The sequence below is a fragment of the Rosistilla ulvae genome (assembly GCF_007741475.1).
Classification (GTDB): Bacteria; Planctomycetota; Planctomycetia; order Pirellulales; family Pirellulaceae; genus Rosistilla; species Rosistilla ulvae.
In genome coordinates this window covers 7,234,059-7,258,880 of sequence record NZ_CP036261.1, presented here as the reverse complement: position 1 = coordinate 7,258,880, position 24,822 = coordinate 7,234,059, and the positions used below count along the sequence as shown (strand labels likewise).

Genomic DNA, 24,822 nt, shown 5'->3' with positions numbered 1-24,822 from the left:
TATCATCCCGGTGACCTTTCCTGGCACAGAGGGACGATCAGCGGCGTGTCGTGAATCGGGTGCTTCGCAACGGTCACACGGATGCCATAGGTTTGGTAGATCAAGTCCTCGGTAAAGACCGACTCGCAATCCCCCATCGCCAAGACTTGCCCGTCGGCCAACAATGCAACTCGATCGGCAAACATCGCCGCTTGATTTAAGTCGTGCATCGAGACGACGGCGATCAGGTTCCGCTCTTTCGCCAGCTGGCGAACTTGGTTCAAGCAGTCGTATTGATGTTTTAGATCGAGCCCGCTGGTCGGTTCGTCCAACAGCAAGACCGAAGCGTGTTGGGCGAGCGACCGCGCCAAGATCGCTCGTTGCAACTGGCCTCCCGACAACGTCGTGACCTGCCGATGATGAAGCTGATGCATGTCGGTGACCCGCAGTGCTTCGTCGACCGCTTGTTCGTCCTCCTCGGTCAACGGCATCAACCAACCGCGATGAGCAGCTCGGCCCAGCCGAACCATCTCGCGAACGGTAAGCCCGGCTTCGCACCGCTCCGACTGTGGCATCAACGCCACGCGTTGGGCAATCTCGCGCCGCGACCACGCTTGCATCGGCATTTCATCCAGCAGGATCTCGCCTTGCTGAGGCACCAATTGCCCAGCCAGCAGACGCAACAGCGTCGTCTTGCCAGCGCCGTTGCCGCCCAACAACGCCAGCACATCGCCATCGGCAAGATCCAGCGACAAGTCGCGAATCACGTCGTTGTCGCGATGGAACCCAAAGCGGATCGATCGGGCTGACAGAGTCGTCATGCGGATGCTCCCGTTCGGCGGCTGAGTAATAACCACAGGAAGACAGGACACCCTAGGAGTGCGGTGACGATGCCGACTGGCAGTTCCGCCGGAGCGATCACCGTACGAGCCACGGCATCCGCCAGCAGCATCAACGTCGCCCCGATGCAAACGCTCATCGGAATCAACACAGCATGTCGAGGTCCGACGAATAGCCGCGCCATGTGGGGTGCGATCAGGCCGACAAACCCGATCACTCCGGAGGCAGCCACGGCGCCGGCGGTCGCCAAGCTGGCGGCGCCGATGATCAACCAGCGGAATCGGGACAAGTCCAATCCGAGTGATTGCGATGCGGTGTCGCCCAAGGCGAATGCGTCCAAAGGCCTCGACAGTAAACCGATTCCGATCATCCCTGCGCCACCCAAAGTGCCCGCCAAGATCGCCGTTCCCCAGTGGCTGCTGGCAAGCGATCCCATCAACCACGACAGGATCACCACCGCTTTCTGGTCGAACAAAAACATCAGCGCCGAGACGATCGCATTGACCATGCTGCTGATCACAACTCCCGCCAGCAACAGCGAGGTCGTCGATGTCGATCGCATCATCGCGCCGACCAACAACACCAACATCACGACGCCGACCGAACCGAGCATCGCCAGCGAGGCGACCGCCCCGATCGACCAGACCGACGCCCGCAGGCCGCAGATCACAACGATCGCCACCCCCAGCCCTGCCCCGCTCGATGCGCCGATCACATACGGTTCGGCCAATGGGTTGCGGAACAGTCCCTGAAATCCGACACCGGCTGCGGCAAGCGATCCGCCAACAAATGCGGCAGCCACGATTCGCGGCAGACGCAGTTGGAACAAGATCGCGCGGTCCGATTCGCTTAAGCTAGCTCCACCGGTCGCCGCAGCAAACAGTTCGCTTGGCGAGATCGAGGTGGCTCCCACGAGGCAGACGCAAACCGCCACAACTAGCATCACGATCGACGCAAACAGGATGTTCCAGCGAGCTGACATCTAGGGTGCTACCTTCGTTTGGTCGGTTGCATCCAACTGCAGGTCCTCGCGTGTTTCGGGGTATGCCGCCACGATGATCTCTGCCAACGCATCGAGAACTCGCGGACCACAGCGAGAGATTTCGTCGCCCGAGATCAAGTAGATTCTCTGGTTGGTCACGGCGGTGATCAAATCCCAGCCCGGTCGGGAGCGAATCTCCGCGAGGTCGACGGTCTCAAAATGGGTTGTTGGTGCCAGGATCAACTGGGGATCGCCTTGCAGTACCGTTTCGGAACTGATCCTTGGGTACCGAACCGCCGTGTCGGAAACGATGTTTTGCAGCCCGGCCATCGTCAGCAATTCGTCGATAAAGGAATCCGGTCCCGCGGTCATCAATGGATCGTCCCAAACTTCGTAGAAGACGCGGATCGGAGGATCGTGTTTGACGCGCGAGACGACGTTCAACAGATGCTGTTGTTGGTTTTGCATCCTGCTGACCAACGCTTCGGCCTCCGCGGTGCGGTCGGTCAACTTTCCGATCCACCTCGCCTCTTCGAACAACTCCTGCAGATTCTTGGCACCAATCGCCATCGATCGGACCTGCAACCGATCCAGTGATTCGATCAACGGTTGATGATAGTCCCATTTGCAAAGTACGAGGTCCGGCTGAGCCGCGACGATGACTTCGGCGCTGATGCTCTCCAGCGTGCCGCCGCCGACGCGTGGGATTTCGAGTGCTGCGGGGGGGAAGTTGCAATGTTTGGTTGCGCCGACAACCGAGTCGCCGAGTCCGAGAGCGAACAACAGTTCCGTGGTCGCCGGTGAGAGGCTAATGATTCGCTGTGCGGGTTGCTGTACGGGAACTTCGCGATCCAGGCGATCGGTAATCGTTTGGAAGCTCGCCGACGGCGAGGTCTCGTGTGTGTTGGACGTTTCCTGGCGACAGCCCGCGGCAAATGCGAGCAGCGTTAGGAGAGGCAGCAACCAAAATCGGAGCGTACGATGAGCGTGGTTCATTGGGCTGCTCCGTTGGCGAGATGCTTGATCTGTTGAGCCGCGTGTTCGGGGGACGCTGCAATCGCTGTCGCGTTGATCGCCAGTCCGGCGACCATCCAGTAGGTTGTCGCGCCGGAGGCGGCGAGGCGTTGGTTCGCCAAGCCGAGCAGATCGCGAAACGTGCGTCCCAGTGGATGTTCGGGGACGATTCCACAACCGACTTCGCCCGAGACGATGATCAAATGTGTCGGTCGTTTCGCAGCGACCTGGATCAATGCATCGACCTCCGCAATCACGCGAGCTTCCAAATCGTGGAGCCCACTTTTTGAGTGGTCGCCGTCGCAGATGACGTTGCTGACCAACAGGGTCAAGCAATCGACAAGCACGACGCTTGCCAGATGCGATGTCTGCAAGATCGCTTGTCCCACGTCCCGTGGTTGCTCGAGCGTTGACCACGCCGACGGACGCGACCGCCGATGATGATCGATACGGCGCGTCATCTCTTCGTCGGCCGGCTGGTCTTGAAACGAAGCCTGTGCGGTGGCAACAAACAGCACGTCGGCGCCGCCGATTTGCGCGGCGAGGTCTTGCGCAAACCGACTCTTGCCGCTCCGCACGCCTCCGAGAACCAGCGTCACCGAGCCGGCCGGCCCGGAAGATTGATCTTGCTCGACAGCCTGCGACATTAAAACTCGACTCCACGTTGCGGTTGGATGCCGTGGGCATACGGATGTTTGATGACCTTCATCTCCGATACCAAATCGGCGATCTCGATCAGTTCCGGACTGGCGTTGCGGCCGGTCACCACAACGTGCAACATCGGCCGCTTCGCCAACAATTCGTCGACGACCACCGACGCGGGGACGTAATCGTATTTGGTTGCGATGTTTAATTCGTCCAACACGATCAGGTCGAACGACGGGTCGCGCATCAGTTGGACCGCCTGATCCCAGCCTTTCATCGCGGTTGCGATATCGCGCTCGCGGTCTTGAGTCTTCCAAGTGAAGCCTTCGCCCATCGTGTGCATTTCGATCGGCATGCCGGTGGCGGAGATCTGTTTGATGAATTCGGCTTCCCCCGTTGGGATCGCGCCCTTGATGAACTGCACGATCCCGACCTTCATGCCTTGGCCGAGGGCGCGAATCGCCATCCCAAACGCTGCCGTCGACTTGCCTTTGCCCGCACCGGTGTGAACGATCACCAGCCCCTTTTCCTTGGTGGCGCTGGCTAGTTGCCGATCTTTGATCTCGTTGATCCGAACCATCCGCTTGCGATGTTCTTCGTTGGTTTCATCCGTCATGTTGGGGCTCTTGTGGAGGGGAGGATTCGAACACAATGTCCATCAATCGATCAAAGTCGACGTGTGCCTCAAAGGCATTGGCGAGCCGATCGAGAGAGTGTTGCAGTTGGTCGTGCGATGAGAGGGCTTGAGCGGGGCCGGGCGAGATTCCTAGTTTCCGCAACAATGCGCTGCGCCACGGATCGTTGTGGAACAGACCGTGCAGATAACATCCCCAGATCCGGCCCCCGGCGGCGCTGGCACCGTCGACCACGCCCGCTGCTTCCGAAGGTTCTTGGGCATCGGTCTTTTTCAACCAAGCGGATTGAGTTGCTGTTTGGCCGTGGTGAATTTCGTAGCCGACAACTGTCTGTCCTTGCATCCCTTGGACGACCGATTCGTCGAGGACTTCAAACCGAACCTGGCGAGTCTGTTTGGCCGCTCCGAAAGTGGTCTCGGCATCCAGCAGTCCCAGGCCTTCGACGCGATGCGCTCCGCCTTCCAGACCTTGCGGATTGTTGATCTGTCGGCCCAGCATCTGATAGCCACCACAGATGCCGATGATGTGCGTTTCCTTTTCCGGCAATTGCTTCACTCGATCGGCTAGCCCGACGTCGCGCAACCATTTCAGATCGCCAAAGGTGTTCTTCGTGCCGGGCAGAATCACCACATCGGGATCCCCCAGTTCGCTGCACGAGCGAACGTAGCGCAGCCGAACGTTGGGTTCCGTTTCCAACGGATCGAAGTCGTCGAAGTTGGCGATGTGAGGCAAGCGGATGACCGCGACGTCGACACGTCGCCCGTCGTCAGTCTCGGTTGGAGGATCGCTGGGCTGGGCCAGACAGTCCAGCGCCACCGCATCTTCTTCGGGCAAGTGCAGCGATCCGATCCAGGGGAGAACGCCAAGCACGGGAACTTTCCCGCGCTGTTCCAGGATCTCCACTCCCGAATCAAAGAGCGAAAGGTCGCCCCGAAACTTGTTGACGATCAGCCCACGGACCAGTGCGCGATCCTCGGGAGACAGAAGCCATAGCGTGCCGAGCAATTGCGCGAACACTCCGCCGCGTTCGATGTCGCCAACCAGCAAGACGGGAGCCTGGCAGTAGCGGGCAACCGACATGTTGACCAGTTCGACGCCCGCCAAATTCAACTCTACCGGACTGCCAGCCCCTTCGATCACGACAACATCGTTGTTGGCCCGCAGTCGGTCGAGAGCCGATGTGACGATGGGCCACAATTGTTCGCGGCGTTGAAAGTAATCGGTCGCCTCACGCGTTTGCGTCGGCTGGCCATTGACCACAACTTGCGAACGGGTCTGCCCTTCGGGTTTCAATAAAACCGGGTTCATGTCCAAGCTGGGTGCCACGCCCGCGGCAATCGCCTGCAACGCTTGCGACCTGCCGATTTCGCCTCCGCCGCTGCAGACCGCTGCGTTGTTGGACATGTTCTGCGATTTGAACGGTGCGACGCGCAAACCGCGTCGAGCGAAGCAACGGCAGATCGCAGCCGTCAACAGGCTCTTGCCCGCCGACGAACTGGTTCCCACGACCATCAACACTTTGGCTTGCGGCGGATCAGTCAATCGAAACGACCTCCCGCCCATTGCGGCTGACCAACGCGACAAGCTGCTCGATCGGGAGCGATTCGCTTATAAACCGCACCGCCCCATCGGACATTAAAACATTGGCTCCGCCGGGATGGAACGCATAGACCTCGTTGTCGTTGCTGCAATTCACGCTACACAGACCGGGACGAATCGCGGTGTTGCCATCGGGTTGGGATCCGTACACTAGGAACCCTTTGTTGTGGCTGGCCCAGACGCCACCGGTCGGCAGGGGCCGCGTCACGCTGGAGCTTCCGCTCCATGTTTTGGGAGTGACACCGTCGGGTACCGCACGTCCCTTTTGGTACAGCACAGGCCGCCCGGCACACTCCACCAGCAAGACGGTGTTGGACAAGCCGTCAATGATTTCAGCCAAGCGTACGGCGGTTGATTTGAGCACGCCGCAGTTGCTTGGGTCGGAGAGTTGCTGCTGTGGTGGAAGCGTTGCACTCAGCTGCGATCCGACACCGCCGACGTTGGCGTAGTCGGTGGTGGCACCGTAATAGGTGTCTCTCGCGGTAAGCGAATAGGTCGACGAACCGTTGGGGTAATCGACAAGCACCGTCCACTCAAACCCCGTCCGATCGGGAGCCGAGGGGCAGCGAAGCATTGGGACTTCCGTCGACACCGCTTCGAGATTCTCCGGAGCGTGCCAGTGATAGTCACTGTCGAAGGAACTGAAGAGTCCATCTTGTTCGATGAACGGAAGGATCGACGTGAACCAGCTGCCCCGCTGCGTCGTCCACTCTGCACCCGGCCCCGGCGATGACGACTGGGACGGGAAGACTCGGAACGCCGATTCATAGTTGTGAAGCGAGAGGCCGATCTGTTTTAGATTGTTGCTGCATGACATCCGTCGTGCAGCTTCGCGAGCTGCTTGGACGGCAGGCAATAACAGGCCGACGAGGACCCCGATGATGCTGATCACAACCAAAAGTTCAACGAGCGTGAAACCGCGTTTTGAATTTTTGGCGAGGCTGGTTGGGGCAACTGCGTACGAAAACTCGTGTTTGATGGAATGGGGCATAAGAGATTTGGGCGTCGTTGGCCACAACCGCACTCTTGCCATCGCGCTCGATAGCGCAGCGGATGAGAGACGAGGATGGGCTGTACGCCAAATTGGTCACTGCAAGAAAATCATTCCGATCGAATGGGATGACATTCGATCGCGACAACCGCCTCAATCCGAGAAGGCACAGAATCGTCTAGATCGAGGTAGGTCTTCTGACTCACCACCGTTTCGATAGCTCCACGCCTTCTCACTCGCAAACCGAGCAATGGCTAAAAAGAAGAAGCAATCGACGCAACCCGATTGAGGTTGCCAGTGACATACAGCGGCCGGACCGTCCCGGAATTTCACCGGAGTTCCCTGTTCACGGGCAGTGCTACAACACTCCCGTCACCTCGAACGGCCCGAGTATTATCGATTGCATGGCTGTCGTCAATCGTCTTTTCTTATAAGCCATCCACCCCAGATGGGAGGGCGGAGTCGCCTTCGTTGGCGATCGCGACGCAACAACGATACAGCTTTTTGTTGTTGAACTGATCCTTGGCCTCTTTGAACTCCAGCCTTTGGTGTTCTGACCGGGGACGACAGCCATGTATCAATCTGTTGTGGCGAGGTGATATTCATGCGGGAAACTCAGTGGGCTGATCCAGAAGGACATGCATGAGCGGCAAGTCGCTAGCCCAACCAAAACTCGCGGCTAGCCCCTTGCGGCTCACGAGTTTCGCCCAACTTCCCACCGCCGGCGATCATTTGGTCGTTGCTGTCCTGCCCGAAAGCAGATTCTTTGGAGTCAGAGTTCATTGCAATCTTTTCATTATCCCGGCATACCTGTTTGCAACTCGAACACCATGTCCCAGAGTCGATCGATTTCGCCACGCTCGATGACCTCGACCGGTTTCAGTCCATCGAAAGAATCGTTGGGAGTCTGGAACCATAGGCCAAGCGACTCGGGGTCAACCAAATCGCCTAACGCTTCCCACAGTCGATAAACCTCGTTGTAAGGTCGTATCAACTTGTCGGCGTCAGCGCTGCCCGATTCTACTTTGGCAATCGTTCGCTCCGCCACGTTCACGATGCGCCCGAACATTTGCCGGGGCATTCCTAAACGATCGCGAAGTTCAAGCTTTTTCACTTGTCCAACTTGAAGTAGTCCTTGTCCCTTGAGGCCGCGTACTCCCGTGCTGACGATCACGTTTTTAGCACCGGAGCGATTTCCAGAAACAATCGTACCGTCGGTCGACACTGTTTTCATCGCCACCGTTCGCTTGCCCGTTTTGCTGGATCGTGCCTGGACTTTACCCCCTCTCGCGGTCACTCTTTTGGTTGGTCGGTTCTTTACCGCCTTGGCTCTTGGCGTACGCTTTTCGGTTGTCATGCTCAAATCCTCCTGTTGTATTCTATCGGACACAAGCAGATCGGCAAGCATTATTTCCTGCATTTGTGCATGCTTGAATGCATCGTCACGTCGGCAGTTGGTCGCTGCCGAGAATGTCGAGAATGTCGAGAATGTCGATCTTGCTGGTGTTGGAGAGATTCTCGGGAAAGATGACGATGTTCTTACCGTCGATCTTTCGCGCAGAAGCAACAATTAGGGCCTCGAATTTTGCGATGCAGGAATCTCGACCAATGGCTTGAGTCCAGGACTCCTCGCCCACTTCTTGCAAGGCTCTCCAATCTTCCTGGATCAACGTCTTCTGGGTGAATCCTAACGTTTTCAGAATATTGGAATCGGTTAGGTCAAGCACTTTGCTTAGCTCGACTTTTGCCGCCGCAGTTACCCGCGGCTCAATCGCCGTCATCGGAAACCCACGATAGATGAAGTCTTGATTAGCTTCGAGCGTCGCGGTCTCAACATCCAACGATGCGTAGATCGCCTCGAGCCCTTTTGGATTCCAACGCCCGCCAGCTTTGGCAGCACCAACACCCGAATAGAAACTGTTCATGTTCGCATACTTCGCTCCAACGGTGCGCACAATCACATCGTCAAAACCACCCGCGTCGGGATACAGACCGGCAATCAGCTCAAATCGCTCGATGACTTCGGGTGGATCGGTTGGTATGACTTTCTTCTTGCTCATTGCAATGCCCTGCCGGACTAAGTCAGCTGATTTGTGGTGGTAACCCGTTCCCTGACCACCTTCTGCGGCGGTTGGCTGCGGGACTGTTTCCTGAGTCACGTCTTGAGTGGTGTTTTGTTCTGCCGGTGCTTCAGTCGTGGAAGCTTCGTCGGCACTAATCATGTTGTTTAGGGGGTCTGGCATTTTTTGAAACCGGGGTGTTGTGGACTGGGGATAACCATAAGTCCTTACCCAGCGACAACTTGGCTATGTGATTCTCGCGGACTCCCGTGGATAGAATGCGATCGTCGAGTTCAAAATTTCACAAACTTTCATCGGATGTCATTTGGCGTGAACAAAAAACCAGAAGCATTGGGGGGCGTTCTCCTGGGAAACCGGACGCTAGCGCGTGCCGGCTGATACCTCAAATTGAAACCCTGAATTGCCCAGGCCCTGCGATCATTCGCTCTTGCCACCAGGAACGGCGGGCCGATAATAGGGAGCGTGTGCGAAGCCTTTGAGTTTCATTTCGGCTGTCGCCTTTCTTATTGCTTGTTCTCTACGATGCCGCGTCAAACATCTCCTCGCGATCTTAAACCCGTAGGGGCTCAGCCCTCGGGGAATCGCTGCGCCGCCGGGTCGGTGATCGGGTTGCTGATCTGTGTCGCGGTCGCTCAAGTCGCGCCGTTGGGGCTGCGTCCTGCGTCTTCGCGCGGTGGAGCTGCAGAGCAGGCAGCGATCGATGGTGCGGTTGTTGCCAAACCGTACCTGAGAGTTGAGCTGCCCGGCGGCGCTCAGCAGGGGGAGTTTCGACAGCAAGAGGCCAAACTGTTTGGCAACGCGGTGGCGGTGCTGGACTCTGTATCGAGCCGATGGAGTTCGTCGGCGATCGCGGCATCTTCCCAGCGATCGATGCCGGGCTGCGGCGCGACGCTGGTCGGGCTGAATGTGCGTTTGCAGATTTAAACAACCTCCACGGTCTGTTTGAAATCTGTTTTTATCTACGCATATTCCTCTTTCTATAGAGAGCTGTCTCGATGTCTGCGCGCAATTTATCCAACGTATCGAAGAAGCGTCACGAGGGGGCGAAGAAGCACCCCAGCCAATCGCAACAGAGTCCTACCAAAGCCGGGTTCAAGCATCAGGTCTTTGAACGCGTCGCCGGTCTGATTCGGGAATCCGATTGCGACGAAGCTGTCGAAGTCCTGCGAACCGCCGGTTTTGATATCCAGATCCGCAACGCCTTGGGCGTCTGCCTGATGCGGGCCGGGCGAGCCGAAGAAGCGGTCGCCGTCTTCCGTCAATTTGTCTTGAGCGCCGATGGGGTCTCCGAGAAACGGGAGATCTGCAACGCGTACAAGCGAAATTTTGCCACCGCGCTGCTGATCAAGGGCTCTCCCAATGGCGCATTGTCGGTGCTGCGCGACACGCGTGAACCGGAGCATCCGATGGCCGTTTGTATCTCCGCCGCGATTCGCAACTGGGGCAAGTCGTTGCCTTGGTGGCCGAGATTCAATTGGACGGTCAGCATGCTCGAGCCGGCGAACTGCCACGTCCCGCTCGACTTTGAGCCGGGCGAATTGGATTTTGAGATCGTCGCCCCCATCCCGGCGTAATCGTCCGGCGAAGCCAAGTTGGTGCCATCGCTCGCGTTTTGAGACGCGGGCCCCGGTGCCATGCAATTTATATCGCTGCCCTTTCCAAGGGCAGCGATTGGTCTGTTGTCGAAGATTTCGAAGTCATTCGCGTGTTGTTTGACGCCAATGTTAGGCTGTTGGCAAGCTGCTGACGCGGCATTTCTCTCACGCTAGCAATTCTTGCAAGTCGCTGCCTTTATCTGCGGTTGCGTTCTCATCGGGGGGGGGCTGTCTCCATCCGCTTACGAAGATCGGTTGTTCTCGCGGTCGATTGTTGGCTAGACTTTCCGTCGCTTGTTGCGAGCGGAGGCGAATTGAATGAAGTTGTTTCAACGCGACCGCTTGGCTTTTCCGGATTGTCGCCAGACGATCTTTGCACCATTTAGAAAACAAACTCGGAGAGTGATCGATGTTTATGAGACTCCTGTTGGTAGCCACGATCTGCGTCGGCTTGATGGCGACCGTTGGTGCAGAGCCTGTCGCTGCGGAAACCAAAGAAGTGGTGAAGTATCAATTGTTGGAATGGAAGAACAAGCACACGAAGAACAACGAGGATGCCGAAAAGCTGATCAAGACATTTAAAATGCTGAAGGTGGAGACAGAGGTCAGCGATCACGGCAACCACAAAGATGTCAAATACCGCTGCCCTAAGTGGAAGCAATTGACGGTCAAGGATCACGACACCGCCCATCAATGGGAAGCTTGGTTGAAGAAGCTCGGTTTCAAGACGATTCACGAACACTGATCCGCCGCTTGCAGGGCGACTGCGCCGACGGGGGGGCTCGCTCGCTTCAGGGGTAAAAATGCTTCCCCGTGGCACCAATCAGCGTTATGTTAAATGGCATGCTTGCCAAACTCAAAACGTTTACGCTGCTTGGGATCGATGCTTTGCCGGTCGATGTCGAAGTCGACCTTTCCCCCGCGGCACTCCCCAAAACGATCTTGGTTGGATTGCCTGAGACGGCGGTGAAAGAGAGTACGCATCGAGTCGAACGTGCGATCGTTAACAGCGGTTTTACCCGGCCGCAAGATCGCGTCGTGATCAATCTGGCCCCAGGCGATCTGCCGAAGCAAGCTCCTTCGTTTGATCTGCCGATTTCGATCGGCGTGTTGATTGGCAGCGGGCAATTTCAGTCCGATCGCTTGGACGATTATGCGATCGTTGGTGAGTTGGCGTTGGAGGGCTACACGCGACCGGTCAAAGGGGCTCTGTCGATGGCGATCGCCGCGGCGGCTGAAGGGATGAAGGGAATCATCGTCCCCGCCGAGAGCGCGGCGGAAGCGGCAGTGGTCGAGGACATCGAAGTGATCCCCGTCGATAGCTTGGTCGCGGCCGTCGGCTTTTTGGCCGGATCGTTGGACATCGAACCGGCGCCAAGTCGGCTAGAGCAGTTGTTCGATGAATTCAGCACCTATGAAGTCGACTTCTGCGACGTCCGCGGTCAGGAGGTCGCCAAGCGAGCGTTGACTCTAGCAGCCACTGGCAAGCACAACCTCCTTATGATTGGGCCACCTGGGAGTGGCAAGACGATGTTGGCGAAGCGTTTGCCGACGATTCTGCCTCGCCTGACGGCGGCCGAATCGATCGAAACGACCCGCATCTACAGCGTGTTGGGGCAATTGCGAGCCGGCCAACCGCTGTTGGCAACCCGACCATTCCGTAGTCCTCATCATACGATCAGCGAGCCGGGGTTGGTGGGGGGAGGCAGCCCGCCATCGCCTGGCGAAATCTCGAAGAGTCACAACGGCGTGTTGTTTCTCGATGAGTTGCCGGAGTTTAATCGCAAAACATTGGAAGTGATGCGGCAGCCGTTGGAGGATGGGATCGTGACGATCTCGCGAGCCCTGCGTACCAGCACGTTTCCATGCAACTTCATGTTGATCGCCGCCGCCAACCCGTGTCCTTGCGGGTATCGTGGTGACACACGCCGCCAGTGCAATTGCACCCCACCGCAGATCGAACGCTACATGGGGCGAATCTCGGGGCCGTTGTTGGATCGGATCGACATCCATATCGAAGTTCCCGCGGTTCCGTTCGATGAACTGTCGGGGCGCGCCTCGGGGACCAGCAGCGCTGCGATGCGCGAGGAGGTGTTGGCGGGGCGTTTGGCGCAGGCCGAGCGGTTTTGCGATCGCACGACGCGATGCAACGCCGATATGACCAGTCGTGAAGTCCGCGAATTTTGCAAGCTCGATAAATCGAGTCGGGATTTGTTGCGAGACAGTGTCGAAGAGATGGGCTTGTCGGCGCGGGCTCACGATAAAATTCTGCGCGTCGCGCGAACGATCGCCGACCTCGACGGCACCGAAACAATCCAACAGGTTCATCTGCAAGAAGCTGTCAATTATCGGCTGTTGGATCGCGATCTGTGGTCTTAGTCCGGTGGTGGGCGCAGCCGCGCCGATCGCGTTCTCGTTCGCTTTTTCCTTTCTTTTGCGGTGTCGCGAGCCAGCGAGCGCGATTCCCGGTCGGCGAGTTCGCGTTTTGATTCATCCTGCCGGTGCTGTTGGGGGTGTGCGGGCGCCAGCGGTCAGGAAGCCAGTTCCCCCCCTCGGCATCAGCGGTACAGCCAATCCTCTCCCCCGAAAATTGGCCCCAGGGCTAATCACTTTTTCAAACTGGAGCGTTTCGGGAAATGGTAACCCGAAGCGTACGCGAGGATTTCACACGGCGTCTTGCTTGCGCGTCGGGTTACCAGGAATACCTAATTTGAAACACTTAGTAGCCCAAAAAATAGCCCGATGTTCAAAGGCTTTGATTCCCATTACAACTTACGGTACAAAATTTCCTGCTAACAACGTCAGCACTGGATAGGCCGGTGCCTTCGTCGCGCGAACGCGTCTCCATTCTCAGTCAAAACATGGAATCTAACTCTTCGGAGCCATCGCTGTCCTTCAGCGATCTCGATCTTTCGCCCATCATGTTGCGGGCGTTAAAGATTTGCAAGTTCGAGAACCCCTCACCGATCCAAGCGGGGCTGATCCCGCTTGCCCTGGAAGGGGAGGATGTGATCGGTCAAGCGAGGACCGGTACGGGCAAAACCGCTGCCTTTGGTATCCCAATCCTGGAACAGCTCGACCCGCTAGAGGATCACTGTTTGCCGCAAGCCCTGATCCTCGTGCCAACTCGCGAACTGGCCGATCAAGTGGGGCAAGAACTGACCCGGCTAGCCAAAGGCGTGCCGACCAGCATCGCTGTCCTGGCGGGGGGCAAAAACCTTCGCAAACAAACGCAACAGTTGAGCGATGGCGTGCAGGTTGTTGTCGGAACTCCCGGCCGCGTCCATGATCATCTGCAGCGCGGGACCTTTAAGACGCACGACATCTGGTGTGTTGTGCTCGATGAAGCCGACCGGATGCTCGATATCGGATTCCGGCCGCAAATCGAACGCATCTTGCGTAAATGCCCCAAAGATCGACAGACTCTGCTGCTGTCGGCCACGATGGCGCCGCAAGTCCGGATCTTGGCCGAGCGGTACATGTATGAACCGAAGACTGTCGATTGCAGTTCGAAGGACATGTCGGTCGAAACGATCGAGCAGCATTACTTCACCGTCGCCGCCGACAAGCGACTGGAACTGTTGATGCGTCTGTTGGACCGCGAATCGCCCGAACAAGTGATCATCTTCTGCCGCACCAAGCGCGGCACCGACAAACTGCATCGCAAGCTGAGCGAGAAATACGACGGCGTCGGTTGCATGCATGGCGACATGCAGCAGCGAGAGCGCGACCGCGTGATCAAGCAACTGCGCAGCAAGGATCTGAAGGTCCTGGTAGCGACCGATGTCGTGGGCCGCGGAATCGACATCACGACGATCTCACACATCATCAACTTCGACGTCCCGCAAGACTGCGACGACTACGTTCATCGCGTCGGACGTACAGGGCGGATGGGACGCGATGGCGTCGCCTTCACGTTCATCGTGCCGGGCGAAGGAGATGTGCTGACCTCGATCGAGCAACGGATCAACAAGCAGTTGATCAAAGACGTGATGGATGGTTTCGACCACCCAGTCCCCGTCAACCGAGCTGCGGAGGCCGAAGAGGCGGCAAAGCCCAAGGAGCCGGGCCGGCCCCGTTTGAATCGGATCGTTCGCCATACGCGGAAGCGGTTCTAGCCTGCGGTCTTCCAGGCTGCGAAGTGGCTTGGGTTAACCGTGTCGTTCGATGCCAGCGACATGGAATGCGTTGGCCATCCGACGGTAAGATTCTTTGGCGGCAGCGATTGGATCGTAGCCCGGTTGTCGCCAGATCTGTGAGCTGACTTCGGCGCAGACGTCTCCGATGTAGCCGTTTTCGGACAGTTGCTTCAGCAGTCGCGGGTAATCGATCTGCCCCGTTGAACCGGGCAGTGCGAACCGCACTTGGTCTGATTCGCGGACCACATCTTTGACGTGCACGAAGTGGATATGTGAGGCCAGGTCGCGTACCGATTGGTCCATGTCGATCGCTTGCGAAGCGTAATGGCTGTAATCGTAAGCCAGCCCGATCCGGTCGTTGTTCACTTGGCGCATCAGCCATCGCGCCTTCTCGGGGGTGTCGACCGCGTGGTTCACGTGTGGTTTGACTGCGATCTGGATATCTTCTCGTTCTGCCAGAACGCTCCACTGACGAAGTGTTTCGGCGAAACGGTCTCTCTGTTCCAGCCAGTCGCCGCTACCGAGGACGGTTTCGATCAATGGCGGGGCATCGACCGACAGGTCGTGTGCTAGAGATGCGGCCTGCTTTAAGCGTTCGGTGGTTTGTTGGTTCTTCTTTTCGTCGGTCGTTAGCGGCAGATGCTCCATCATCGCGCGAACGCACATGTTGTACTGAGCCAATGCGCCGCGAAGCTCTCGGCGGCGGATCGCGGCGAGTTGGGCTGGGTCGGTGTCGAAGCCTCTCAAGAGGCAGAGTTCGACCGAATCGTAGCCGATCTTGCTTAGGGTTTGGATCGCGGTCTCGGTCTTGAGTTCGCGCATTCCGTAGAGGCTGAAGCCGAGCGAGAACTTGCCTCGGCAATCGGCGACCGAAGCGGCAACGGATGCTGTCGACCCACTGGCGGCGGTCGCGGCGAGGGCCGCGCTGGAGATCAGGAGTTTTCGTCGATCGATCCGGTGGGCTGGATCGAGAGGAGGAAGGTGGTGCATCGCGGCGATTCTCCGGAAGGGGCGATCGCTCGCTAGGCTTCGGCCATGTCGCGGGCGTGGTAGCTGCTGCGGACAAACGGGCCGCTGGCGACCTGCTTGAAGCCGAGTTTCTTGGCGATCTCGCCCAATTCGTCGAATTCCTCGGGCGTGATGTAACGCTGGACCGGCAGGTACTTTTCGCCCGGTTGCAGGTATTGGCCCAGGGTGAGGAAATCGATGTCGTAGGTTCGCATGTCGGCCAATGCGTCGAGTAGTTCGTCTCGCGTTTCGCCGAGTCCCAGCATTAAACCGCTCTTGGTTTTGATCGTCGGGTCGAGTTCCTTGACGCGACGCAGCAATTGCAGGGTCCAGTTGTAATCGCTCTTGGGGCCCCGCACGCGGCGATACATTCGCGGCACGGTTTCCATGTTGTGGTTGAATACCTCGGGGCGTGCTTCGACCACCCGATCGAGCGCTTCCTTGCATTGCACGAAGTCGGGGGTCAGTACTTCGACGGTCGCTCCGGTTCGTTCGCGAACCGCTGTGATGCACTGGTAATAGTGGTCGGCACCGCCGTCGGGCAGGTCGTCGCGGGTGACGCTGGTGATCACGACGTGCTTCAGCCCCAATCGGGCGGCAGCTTCCGCCAGGCGCTCCGGTTCGTCTTGTTCGGGCTTTTCGGGGGGGCGGCCGCGGTTGACTGCGCAGAAACCGCAAGGCCGGGTGCAGATCGCCCCCAGGATCATGAAGGTGGCGGTTTTTTGCGAGTAGCACTCCGAGCGGTTCGGGCACTTGGCATTGTCGCAGACCGTTTCTAGCCGCAGTTCGTCCAACAGACCCGCGGTGAAGTTGTTTGCGTTTCCTTTGGGGACTTCGCGTTTAAGCCATCGCGGCAGGCGGCCAGACCCTGAAACGGGTGTTGTCGGATCGGGGATTGGGTCGGCGACAACTGGTAACCGAAATGCCATCTTTGAAATGCTCTTGCTGAATGATTTTCAAGGTCGGGCTGAACGCAGTTCGGATCGCGCCAGCGGGGTGGCGCAAATCGAACGAACTGCATTCTAGTGCTTCGGGGCGTTGGCGTCGAAGGGCTGCCCTCGCTTATGTAAGCGAATCCCATCGCCGTGCCATAAGATTTCCATGTCGCGTTGGGTCCACAGTTCGCGACCGATCGAAGGGTCGCCGATCATGAAATCGCCGTTGGGGCGACGGCCGAAGCAGACCACCGAATGTCCTAGGCCTGGGATCCAGCCCCAGTTCTGTTCGTAGCGTGGATCATCGACACCTGTCTTGGGCAGCCGAACCATCAACAACACTGGCCATTGGTTGTCGGCGATCAATTTGTCCAGCGAGGGGGGGACGATCTCGACTTCCAAGTCGTTGGCATCGGCGTAAAGTTTGACCCCTCGATAGAGCCCCAGCGAAACGGTGCCGCGATTGTCGGTCAGGCAGGCGGTCATCAGGTCGCTCTCGTTCACGTCGACCCCGTTGGCACGCAGCAGTGTGGCCGCAGCCGCTGGACTGCACGAGGACCAGGAGGTCTGCAGAGCGACCCCTTGGCTCCAAGTGTTGCCGCCCGGTTGTGGCGGCCGCAGGACGAACCCTTGCAGCGGCCAGAAGACCGTCCCGAAGGAAAGCAGTCCCAGCAGTCCCGATGCCAACAGTTGTCGCCAGTGGGGCGTGTTGGGCAGTCGGTAGGCGAGTCCGGCGGAGATCGCCGCAGCGATCGGGACGACGTTGGCCCAGACGATGACTGCAGAGTGGGGGATGTATTTAGCCCAGACGATCATCCCGGTGCTGTAGAAAACGTTTCCGAACGCCCCCAGCAGCAGGATCGCCATCGCGGCGGTTCGCCATCGCCCGCTAGGCTGGGGGGATCTCGCAACGAGCAGTCCCAACGCCAGCGAGGCGATCAGGACGATGCCGATTGCGGAGAAGATGTCGGTCATGGGAGGTTGGAGACCAGTCGCTCGTAGGTCCGTTCGGCGCTTTGCGGACGGCCCTCGTTTTCCAGTTCCAGTTGATACAGTTTTTGGCCGCAGGGGGTCGGGTATTTTCCCGTGATGCATGCCTGGCATAGTTCGCTGGCGGGCAACCCGATCGCGCGGGCGATTGCGTCGACTGGCAGGTAGCGAAGCGAATCGGCCCCTAGTTCCCTGGCCATTTCCCGTTGCCCCGATTCGGTCAGGGTCGCGTTTTCGAAGTAGCGCGGGGCGATCAATTGATCGATCGTGCTCATGTCGATGCCGTAAAAACAGGGGGCGACGATCGGTGGACTGGCGACGCGTACGTGAATCTCGCGGGCCCCACCCATGTCGCGGATTCGGTCCAGCAGCACGCCCATCGTCGTGCTGCGAACGATCGAATCCTCGACCAAGAGTACGCGTTTTCCTTCGAGTACTTCACGCAGCGGAGTGTATTTGGTCGATGCTTTGACGCGCCTCGCCCGGCCGCCTTCGATAAACGTTCGTCCGGAGTATCGATTTCGAATCAGCCCTTCGCGGCTGGGGATGCCCAATTTGTAAGCCATCGCGTCGGCGGCGGCTTTGCTGGTGTCGGGGACCGGGACAACGATCGTGTCTTCGGGATCCAAGGGGATTTCGCCCGATTCAATTTCGATTCGAGCGAGTTCTTCTCCCAATCGCGTGCGGCTGAGATAGACGCTCTTTTCGTCCATCGTGCTAGCGACGTTGGCGAAATAGATCCACTCAAAGAAGCAATGCGCTCGGCTCTTGCTTTCGCAAAACGGCTCGATTCGTAAACCTTCTTCGGGGGTTACCAGGGCGGCGTGGCCGGGGGGCAATGTTTTGATGTCTTCGGGTTCGAAGCCCAGGTTCACAAGTGCCACGTCTTCGCTGGCGGCGGCGAACAGGCTGCCGTCAAACGCGTAACACATCGGTTTGATGCCCAACGGATCGCGGGCGACAACCATCTCCCCCAGCGCCGTCAGGAAGGCCATGCTGTAGGCACCATCGAAGTCTTTGGTTGCTTTGCCAAGCAGGTCCAGCCAGTCGGGCTTGCCCTGGCTGTCGCTCAACAGACGGCCGACTTCGTGAAGAATGATCTCGGTATCGGTATCGCGCGACAGGTGGTGGTCGCCATCGGCCAGCAACCGATGTTTAAGAATTTGGTAGTTTGCCAATTGCCCGTTGAAGCAAAAACTGAACCACTTCCGCTTGTGGATGTGCTGGCGTTCAAAGGGTTGGGCGTAGGAGCGATCGTCCTGGCCGCAGGTGGCATACCGCACATGACCGATTGCCGCTCGTCCCGCCAGCGATCGCATCATCGATTCGCTCTTGGCCCGATGGCTCAACTTAAAGACTTCCGAAACGGTGCCGATGTCTTTGTAAGTCGCCAAGATCTCGGGGCGTTTGGGGTGGAAGCTGGTCATTCCAGCGGCCAGTTGTCCGCGATTTTGAATGTCCAGCAGCATGCGTGGCATCAGCCGCGAGATCTGCGACGGACCTTGGTCCGGGCACATCGGGCTTGGGGCCGTGCGTGGTAGATGGTAGATCGCCGCAACACCGCACTCGTGATGTATTTCGCTCATCCAGGCCTTCGCCGTCGTTGTGCATTTGAGGACTCGGCGAACCGAGCCGTTCATAAATGGGACACTATCGTCTTTATAAAGTCTACTCATCCACGCCGTTTCGGCAATTCCGCCGTATTGCTTCACGATTGGTTAATCTGACTTCGGCCTCGGTTGAGTAGGCGAATCGCTCGCTAGAACGATATCGTGAACGTCGGTTTTCTTTCCCAGCAGCTCGCGGTTCCTCTCCGAACCGGCAAGATACTTCCGTTACGTCGATCGTCACGGTCGCTTGCCACACTTGTTGCCAGGCCGCCTTGCAGTGGGGTTGCGTGGCTCGGATTGGTGGGGGCGTCGAGTGTTGTCGTCCAATCGGTGGGGCCCCGAGGTGTGGTCGATGCCGCGACCGGTGAATGGGCACACGCGGGGCGTTGTTTGGTGCCGGGCACGATCGACGCTTCCCATTGTCGATGTGTCTGTTGAACCGACGTGCTTTTTAATAATGAAGTTGTGGAGTCACTCGAGTATCAAAATTGGAGATCGGGAGAATTATTCGAGTTTACCCTCCATGCAGGGACGCGATGGCCTTATAAAAAGGTTGCCGTCTTCTCCTCTTGTTTGTAATGGGCCCCAACGATGCTTGCCTCATCTCGCTCCATCGTCCTTCTGTCGATAATCGCTTTCGTGTTTGCTGGGGTGGCCGGTGGGCAAACCTATGATCTTGCGGTGCCGGGCAGTTCGGTGCATTCGACAGCGAGGTTCGTTGGCGATCAATTGGTGATCGTCGACGCCCAAGGTGATACTTCGGTCTACGATCGCAATGCTCGATATGACGCCAGTGGATATGTGGCGTATGCAAGTCGTACGCTGCGACAAGCCATCCGTTGGCCCGTCGGCGGCGCGGGGAAAATGCAAGTCGCTGCGTTGGGCGGGACGTCTGCCAGCGTGCAATTCCGGCCTAGCGAAATGGTTGTCACGCCGCGTGGCAATCCCGGCGGTCCGCACGTTGCGAATTTTGTTCCTCTGCCCGGCGTCGCAAACCCAGTCCAACCGGCCGCAAGTAATCCCAGCAATGATCCGCAATCGGCTTACGTTCTCGAATCGGCGCTCGGTCGTGGTTTGTTGCTTTCGGTTACACCGAGGGTCGGTGCGGGCGTGCGATTGGGAACCCAGGCGACCGACGGGCAGAACGTTCTCTTTCGCTTTCTGCCCACCGACAATGGCTATGTTTATATCGTCCCTCAGCAATCGCCGAATCTTGCGATCGGGATGGCGGCGGCGGTAGGGAGGAATCCGGGACGCGCTCAACTGTACGATCTGCGGCTTGCCGGGGGAGATGCGACTCAGTTTCGAATTGTGCCTGGAAATTCAGGCTTTGTTACGCTTGAGCTGCGGGCGGATCGAGACTATGTCATCGACGTCGACCGATCTGCGGGGATTGGTCGCGGCGCAAACGTGCATGTCTTCACTCGGCACGGATTGCAGAATCAACTGTTTCGGGTTGAAAGAGTTGGGGGAGCCGTGATTGGAAACCGGCCCCAGCCCGGTTGGTCGCCGTCGGTCGCGGTCCCGTTGCCTGCTTCGCGCGTCCTGGTCTCAGAGAGGGTGGAACCCTATCAACCACTGGAACCGGTGCGGGTTCAGTTGTCGAATTCTCATGAAAACGAATTGTGGGTGTTGGTTACCAACCTTCGCGATCCTGCCGATTCGCAGAGGTTAAAGATTCCGCCGGGAGAGGCCAGGTCGGCAATCTTTCGACGCGACGCGGGGTCTCGGGTGGTGAGTGTTTTTGAAGTGCAGCAGCCTGGTGGCCTGATCGTTCGCGAAGAATCGGTTGTCGAAGTGGCCCCGCAGCCGCTCTACGACGTGAGTGTCTATGAGTTGGCGGCGCAGTCGATCTATATCGACCGCACTCGCCCCGGTTCGTCGCCGGAGATCCAGCGTGCGCCGAGAAGCGTTGGCGCCTTTCAAGTGCCAGCAACCTTTGAAGGGGGACGCAGCGATGTTTATCAAGCGGCCAAACGTCGGAACAATTCCGGCGGCGTTCGCCGGCTGAATCTAAAGGACTGGGATTGAGAAGATCCAGTCGATAAGAACCGAGTTCACCGACCGGCCAGGCTGCGTTGAAGTCAGCCCCGCGTCGAGTTTCGGTTGAGGGGCGACAGCAATCGCCCTCCTCTTTCTTTATGGTTCGGGGCGTGGGCTGTCGCAGCCCCGCGTCCATCTTCAGCCGTGACTGTCGGCAGGACCGTTGTAATCGTCGGGGTGGTCTTTTTTTGAGAGTGGTTTGGGAGCATCTTTCGGAAAGAAACGTATGTTTGCGGTGATGGCGTTCCAACACCGCATACCAATGATTTCCAAAACTATGTCCTCTTCAGACCGCCGCGATCCGTTATTGCGAGGCACCAGCCGATTGCTGCGCTTTGAGACTCGGTTGGCATTGTCGGCCAGTGCGACTGCCGATGTGTTGATGGATCTGTGGGATATCGATCCCTTGTCGGGGGCCCAGGCGAGCGACACCACATCCTTTGAACAGTTGTTGAATCAAGCCAACGAGATCCAACAGAACTTTGGCTTCGACGGATCGGGGCAGACCGTTGCGGTGATCGATAGCGGGATCGCGTACGATCACGTTGCGCTGGGGGGCGGATTTGGCCCCGGATATCGCGTGGTCGGCGGATGGGACTTCGCCGAAAACGATGCCAATCCCTACGACGATGGCCCCTCCGGTTTTCATGGCACTCATGTCGCAGGGACGCTAGCCGGTTCCACCGATTCGTTTACCGGAATCGCGCCGGGGGCCGACCTGGTCGCGCTCCGCGTGTTCGACGACTACGGCGGCGGGAATCTCGATTGGATCGAAGATGCGTTGGCTTGGGTTCACGAGAATCGGTTTGCATTCGAAAACCCGATCACGACGGTCAACCTGTCACTTGGATCGGTCTTGCCGGCGGAACTGGCTGGCCAAGTGCAGGCGCAACTGGAAGACGAATTAAGTTTGCTGAAGGCCGATGGAATCATGGTCTTCGCCGCTGCCGGAAACGCCTACGACGCCGATACGCCGACGCAGCTGGCTTACCCTGCATCGAGCCCTAGCGTGACGCCTGTGGGAAGCGTTTCGAGCGATGGTTCGCTGAGCGATTTTTCCCAGCGAGCCGATGGGATCTTGGTTGCACCGGGAGAATTGGTCAACAGTTCGGTTCCCGATCACGTGCTTGGCCGCGACGGCCGGATCGACGATTTTGTCAACGCCACCGGTACCAGCATGGCGTCGCCGCAGATTGCCGGCGCTGCGGTATTGGTACGCGAAGCCATGTTGTCGGCGGGAATCGATGCCGATGGCGATTCCGTCTTGGCTCATCTGTACGACACGGCTGACCCGCAGACCGACGAAGCGACGGGGGTGACCTACTATCAAATCAATCTAACCCGGGCGATCGAAGAGTTGATCGTCGGGGATGGTGGCGGCGATAGCGAGCCGATCGATCCGCCAGTGGTTGAACCGGAACCGCCCGAAGTCCCCGACGCTGTCGAGGATCTGGGAACGATCCTTTCGACGCAAACCGAACTGGAAACCGGCCGATGGTATGCGGTCGAAGCCCAACACGACGGCCTGCTTTCCATCGCCTTGGGCGATGATGACGCCGACGCGTTGCCGATCACGATCCAACGCGAAGCGAGCGATCTTGTCGTCGAATCGGGGAACGGGGCGCAGCGGCAGTTCGATGTGAACGTTAGCGCGGGGGAAACGATTCGCTTTCGAATCGAATCCGATGCCGACGAGACTCTGGCAGTTGGGATCGCCAACTTGGTTCGCGTTTCCGGCGGGACTGCTTATTTCACCGGAACCGACGCCGCCGACCAGATCGAAGTCGATCTGCGAGCCGAAACGATGTTGCGATTTGGACAGTTCGAGTACCAATTCGACAGCGGCACGGTATCCAATCTGCAGATCCTCGGCGGCGGTGGCACCGACACGGTCGACGTGATCGGGTCGCAAGCTGTCGAAAAGGTGACGCTGCGCACCGGGAGCGGCGAGATCGAAAACGGATCGATCATGGTTCAAATGACCAGCGTCGAAAAGATCTCGGTCGCTGGTGGTGGAGGTTCCGATCGGGCCTATCTATACGATTCCGCTGGCAACGATACGCTTTCGGCGAGTCCGGGCGATACGAAACTGTCGGGCGTTGGATACGAGCACGCCTTGACCGGGATCCGTAGCATCTACGTCCACGCCACTGCGGGTGGTAACGACACCGCGTACCTGTACGATTCGGCGGGAGACGACCGGTTGGCGATTCGCCCCGAGTTCACCAGTCTTCGCGGCGACGATTTCCTGAGCCTGGTCTATGGCTTCGATCGCGTTAACGCCTACGGCACCGCGGGTGGCAACGACACGGCGGACCTCTACGATTCGGCCGGCGACGATCGGATGAGTGCCAACGCGACCAACGCTTACATCAGCGGGCCGGGCTACTACAGTCAAGCGCGACACTTTGAATCGGTCGTCGGACACGCGACAGCTGGCGGTACCGATCACGCGACGATCTATGCCGATTCATCCGATCAAACGCTGCACAACATCGGTGGCTTGGTTCAATTGGATGCTGGCGGAGGAGCGGTCCGCGCGGCTCAAGGCTTTGAAATCGCCGAGACCTTCCTCAACGGATCGCCGATCGTTGTCGCTCCGCAATCGCTTGGGATCCCGATCGCCAACGAACCGAGCGAAGAATTAGAGCATCACGGCGTGGTGACGTTGGACGAAGATCCGATCGAACAGTCGGTCTTCAAGCGTTCCAGCGAGATCATGGGACTCGCCCAGTCTCTCGTCGATCGTGTCAGCGACGATGACGATCGCGAACTGTTGGATCAATTGTTCGCCGAACTGTGATCTCGCACCCGCAGTCGATTCACCGCTGCTGACGCGGATGAAGTTATGCCGATTGAGCTTGGACGCGAGCCATCGCGGCGCGGCGTTGTGCTTCGCGGCGGCGGTGAACCATGTCGTAGCGGGCGAGGACCAAGTGAGCTAGATTGCCCATCCGTTGCGGTTCGTCGCGCGACGTGTTGGCGGCGTAGCTGGCTTGAGCTGTGTAGCGTGACTCGACGTTGGAACGACTGGCAACCGAAGCGACGGGAACGTTGGTTGGGACGGGAGCGTCGAACAGCATCAATTGAGTCATCGGATAGTCTCCAGTTCGTGGCACATGACAACAAAGCAAATGTCTTATGTCCACAATCATTGGCGACCGTCGTGACACGTCAGGTCACGCCGAATTGGAAGGCTGAGGAAATTCAGCCTGTAGCCCCAGCGATAATTCGATTTCCGCCTGGGGAATATCGAGCTTTTGCGAGATCTCTTCGGCGGAAAATCCGATCGCAGCCAGGCGTCGAACCTTGCTGTAACTTGGCCCCGACGCGGCCGGTTTGCCGCTTTGGGCCGAATTTTCCAGTTGCAACGACCGCAGTTCTTCGACCCGCTGGTCGACGCGTCGAAGCAGCGATTCGACAACCAGGACCCGTGAATCGAGTTCGGCTTTCAGTTCGCGCTGCAGATCGAACATCGATGCCTGCCAACGCAGGACTTCCTTGGGGGCGTCTGCTAGCGGAGCTCCCCGGACCGGCTGATGAGCCTCTATTTTTTGGGCTTTCAGTTCCCGGTCGACAGCCCGGCCGCGACGCCGCATGTTGATGTTGCGTCGAACCAAGATCCAGGCCAGCAGGATCATCCCTACCAACAGCATCATTTGAGGTAAGAAAGGGGCAGCAGCTAGCAACAACATCGAAGCACCATCGGGTTCGAGAGGTGGGAACACAAAACGTT

Annotated in this window: 23 protein-coding genes and 1 riboswitch; of the genes, 7 read left to right on the top strand and 16 right to left on the bottom strand. The window is 58.3% G+C overall.

Features of this window, described 5'->3' with window-relative positions; all coding sequences use genetic code 11:
- Nucleotides 1-2: 2 nt before the first annotated feature.
- The 10 genes from EC9_RS25555 to EC9_RS25515 all read right to left on the bottom strand — a co-directional run bounded on the left by EC9_RS25555 (nt 3) and on the right by EC9_RS25515 (nt 8,907).
- Complete coding sequence (locus EC9_RS25555) at nt 3-800, bottom strand: ABC transporter ATP-binding protein (RefSeq protein WP_145348807.1); 798 nt, start codon at nt 798-800, stop codon at nt 3-5.
- Nucleotides 797-1,801, bottom strand: a complete 1,005-nt coding sequence (locus tag EC9_RS25550; protein WP_145348806.1) for a FecCD family ABC transporter permease — start codon at nt 1,799-1,801, stop codon at nt 797-799. Before EC9_RS25550 ends, EC9_RS25555 begins: the two co-directional genes overlap by 4 nt.
- Nucleotides 1,802-2,797: an ABC transporter substrate-binding protein gene (locus EC9_RS25545; RefSeq protein WP_145348805.1), complete on the bottom strand. Its 996-nt coding sequence runs from the start codon at nt 2,795-2,797 to the stop codon at nt 1,802-1,804.
- Nucleotides 2,794-3,462, bottom strand: a complete 669-nt coding sequence (cobU, locus tag EC9_RS25540) for a bifunctional adenosylcobinamide kinase/adenosylcobinamide-phosphate guanylyltransferase (RefSeq protein ID WP_145348804.1) — start codon at nt 3,460-3,462, stop codon at nt 2,794-2,796. The genes EC9_RS25545 and cobU overlap by 4 nt, the downstream gene beginning before the upstream one ends.
- Nucleotides 3,462-4,076, bottom strand: coding sequence for a cob(I)yrinic acid a,c-diamide adenosyltransferase (gene cobO, locus EC9_RS25535; RefSeq protein WP_145286146.1), 615 nt, complete (start codon nt 4,074-4,076; stop codon nt 3,462-3,464). The genes cobU and cobO overlap by 1 nt, the downstream gene beginning before the upstream one ends.
- The gene (locus EC9_RS25530) at nt 4,066-5,637 is read right to left on the bottom strand and encodes a cobyric acid synthase (RefSeq protein WP_218934450.1); all 1,572 of its coding nucleotides are present in this window, start codon (nt 5,635-5,637) and stop codon (nt 4,066-4,068) included. Before EC9_RS25530 ends, cobO begins: the two co-directional genes overlap by 11 nt.
- Nucleotides 5,630-6,685 carry a DUF1559 family PulG-like putative transporter gene (locus tag EC9_RS25525; protein ID WP_218934449.1) on the bottom strand — a complete coding sequence of 352 codons (1,056 nt, stop codon included), beginning with the start codon at nt 6,683-6,685 and terminating at the stop codon, nt 5,630-5,632. Before EC9_RS25525 ends, EC9_RS25530 begins: the two co-directional genes overlap by 8 nt.
- A 170-nt stretch (nt 6,686-6,855) precedes the next feature.
- A riboswitch (cobalamin riboswitch) is annotated at nt 6,856-7,080 on the bottom strand.
- A 262-nt stretch (nt 7,081-7,342) separates the two neighbouring features.
- On the bottom strand, nt 7,343-7,468 hold the full coding sequence (locus EC9_RS27230) for a hypothetical protein (protein WP_261342915.1): 126 nt from the start codon (nt 7,466-7,468) through the stop codon (nt 7,343-7,345).
- Between the two features lie 13 nt (nt 7,469-7,481).
- Nucleotides 7,482-8,042 carry a hypothetical protein gene (locus EC9_RS25520; protein ID WP_145348802.1) on the bottom strand — a complete coding sequence of 187 codons (561 nt, stop codon included), beginning with the start codon at nt 8,040-8,042 and terminating at the stop codon, nt 7,482-7,484.
- 85 nt (nt 8,043-8,127) lie between these two features.
- Nucleotides 8,128-8,907, bottom strand: a complete 780-nt coding sequence (locus tag EC9_RS25515; protein ID WP_218934448.1) for an RES family NAD+ phosphorylase — start codon at nt 8,905-8,907, stop codon at nt 8,128-8,130.
- 381 nt (nt 8,908-9,288) lie between these two features.
- On the opposite strand from EC9_RS25515, the gene EC9_RS25510 reads away from it, so the two are divergent.
- From EC9_RS25510 to EC9_RS25490, 5 genes are all read left to right on the top strand, one after another.
- The gene (locus EC9_RS25510; RefSeq protein WP_145348800.1) at nt 9,289-9,690 is read left to right on the top strand and encodes a hypothetical protein; all 402 of its coding nucleotides are present in this window, start codon (nt 9,289-9,291) and stop codon (nt 9,688-9,690) included.
- Between the two features lie 71 nt (nt 9,691-9,761).
- Complete coding sequence (locus EC9_RS25505; RefSeq protein ID WP_145348799.1) at nt 9,762-10,340, top strand: tetratricopeptide repeat protein; 579 nt, start codon at nt 9,762-9,764, stop codon at nt 10,338-10,340.
- 430 nt (nt 10,341-10,770) lie between these two features.
- Nucleotides 10,771-11,106 (top strand): hypothetical protein, encoded by a 336-nt coding sequence (locus EC9_RS25500; RefSeq protein ID WP_218934447.1) that lies wholly within the window; start codon nt 10,771-10,773, stop codon nt 11,104-11,106.
- A 98-nt stretch (nt 11,107-11,204) separates the two neighbouring features.
- The gene (locus tag EC9_RS25495) at nt 11,205-12,740 is read left to right on the top strand and encodes a YifB family Mg chelatase-like AAA ATPase (RefSeq protein ID WP_145349349.1); all 1,536 of its coding nucleotides are present in this window, start codon (nt 11,205-11,207) and stop codon (nt 12,738-12,740) included.
- A gap of 482 nt (nt 12,741-13,222) precedes the next feature.
- Nucleotides 13,223-14,479: a DEAD/DEAH box helicase gene (locus EC9_RS25490; protein WP_145348798.1), complete on the top strand. Its 1,257-nt coding sequence runs from the start codon at nt 13,223-13,225 to the stop codon at nt 14,477-14,479.
- A gap of 33 nt (nt 14,480-14,512) precedes the next feature.
- Here EC9_RS25490 and EC9_RS25485 read toward each other — a convergent pair whose 3' ends face one another.
- From EC9_RS25485 to EC9_RS25470, 4 genes are all read right to left on the bottom strand, one after another.
- The gene (locus EC9_RS25485) at nt 14,513-15,490 is read right to left on the bottom strand and encodes a sugar phosphate isomerase/epimerase family protein (RefSeq protein WP_145348797.1); all 978 of its coding nucleotides are present in this window, start codon (nt 15,488-15,490) and stop codon (nt 14,513-14,515) included.
- Between the two features lie 32 nt (nt 15,491-15,522).
- Nucleotides 15,523-16,437, bottom strand: coding sequence for a lipoyl synthase (lipA, locus tag EC9_RS25480; RefSeq protein ID WP_145348796.1), 915 nt, complete (start codon nt 16,435-16,437; stop codon nt 15,523-15,525).
- A 93-nt stretch (nt 16,438-16,530) separates the two neighbouring features.
- Nucleotides 16,531-17,418 (bottom strand): cysteine peptidase family C39 domain-containing protein, encoded by an 888-nt coding sequence (locus tag EC9_RS25475; protein ID WP_145348795.1) that lies wholly within the window; start codon nt 17,416-17,418, stop codon nt 16,531-16,533.
- The gene (locus EC9_RS25470) at nt 17,415-19,019 is read right to left on the bottom strand and encodes an amidophosphoribosyltransferase (RefSeq protein WP_145348794.1); all 1,605 of its coding nucleotides are present in this window, start codon (nt 19,017-19,019) and stop codon (nt 17,415-17,417) included. The genes EC9_RS25475 and EC9_RS25470 overlap by 4 nt, the downstream gene beginning before the upstream one ends.
- Before the next feature lie 615 nt (nt 19,020-19,634).
- On the opposite strand from EC9_RS25470, the gene EC9_RS25465 reads away from it, so the two are divergent.
- Nucleotides 19,635-21,074, top strand: coding sequence for an RICIN domain-containing protein (locus EC9_RS25465; protein ID WP_145348793.1), 1,440 nt, complete (start codon nt 19,635-19,637; stop codon nt 21,072-21,074).
- A gap of 289 nt (nt 21,075-21,363) precedes the next feature.
- A complete protein-coding gene (locus tag EC9_RS25460) occupies nt 21,364-23,889 on the top strand; it encodes a S8 family peptidase (RefSeq protein WP_246105874.1) in 2,526 nt (841 codons plus the stop codon).
- Between the two features lie 43 nt (nt 23,890-23,932).
- On the opposite strand, the gene EC9_RS25455 is transcribed toward EC9_RS25460, so the two are convergent.
- Both EC9_RS25455 and EC9_RS25450 read right to left on the bottom strand, forming a co-directional pair.
- Nucleotides 23,933-24,181: a hypothetical protein gene (locus EC9_RS25455; RefSeq protein WP_145348791.1), complete on the bottom strand. Its 249-nt coding sequence runs from the start codon at nt 24,179-24,181 to the stop codon at nt 23,933-23,935.
- 84 nt (nt 24,182-24,265) lie between these two features.
- Entirely contained in the window at nt 24,266-24,781 is a 516-nt protein-coding gene (locus EC9_RS25450) for a DUF2802 domain-containing protein (protein WP_145348790.1), read from the bottom strand.
- Nucleotides 24,782-24,822: the final 41 nt, after the last annotated feature.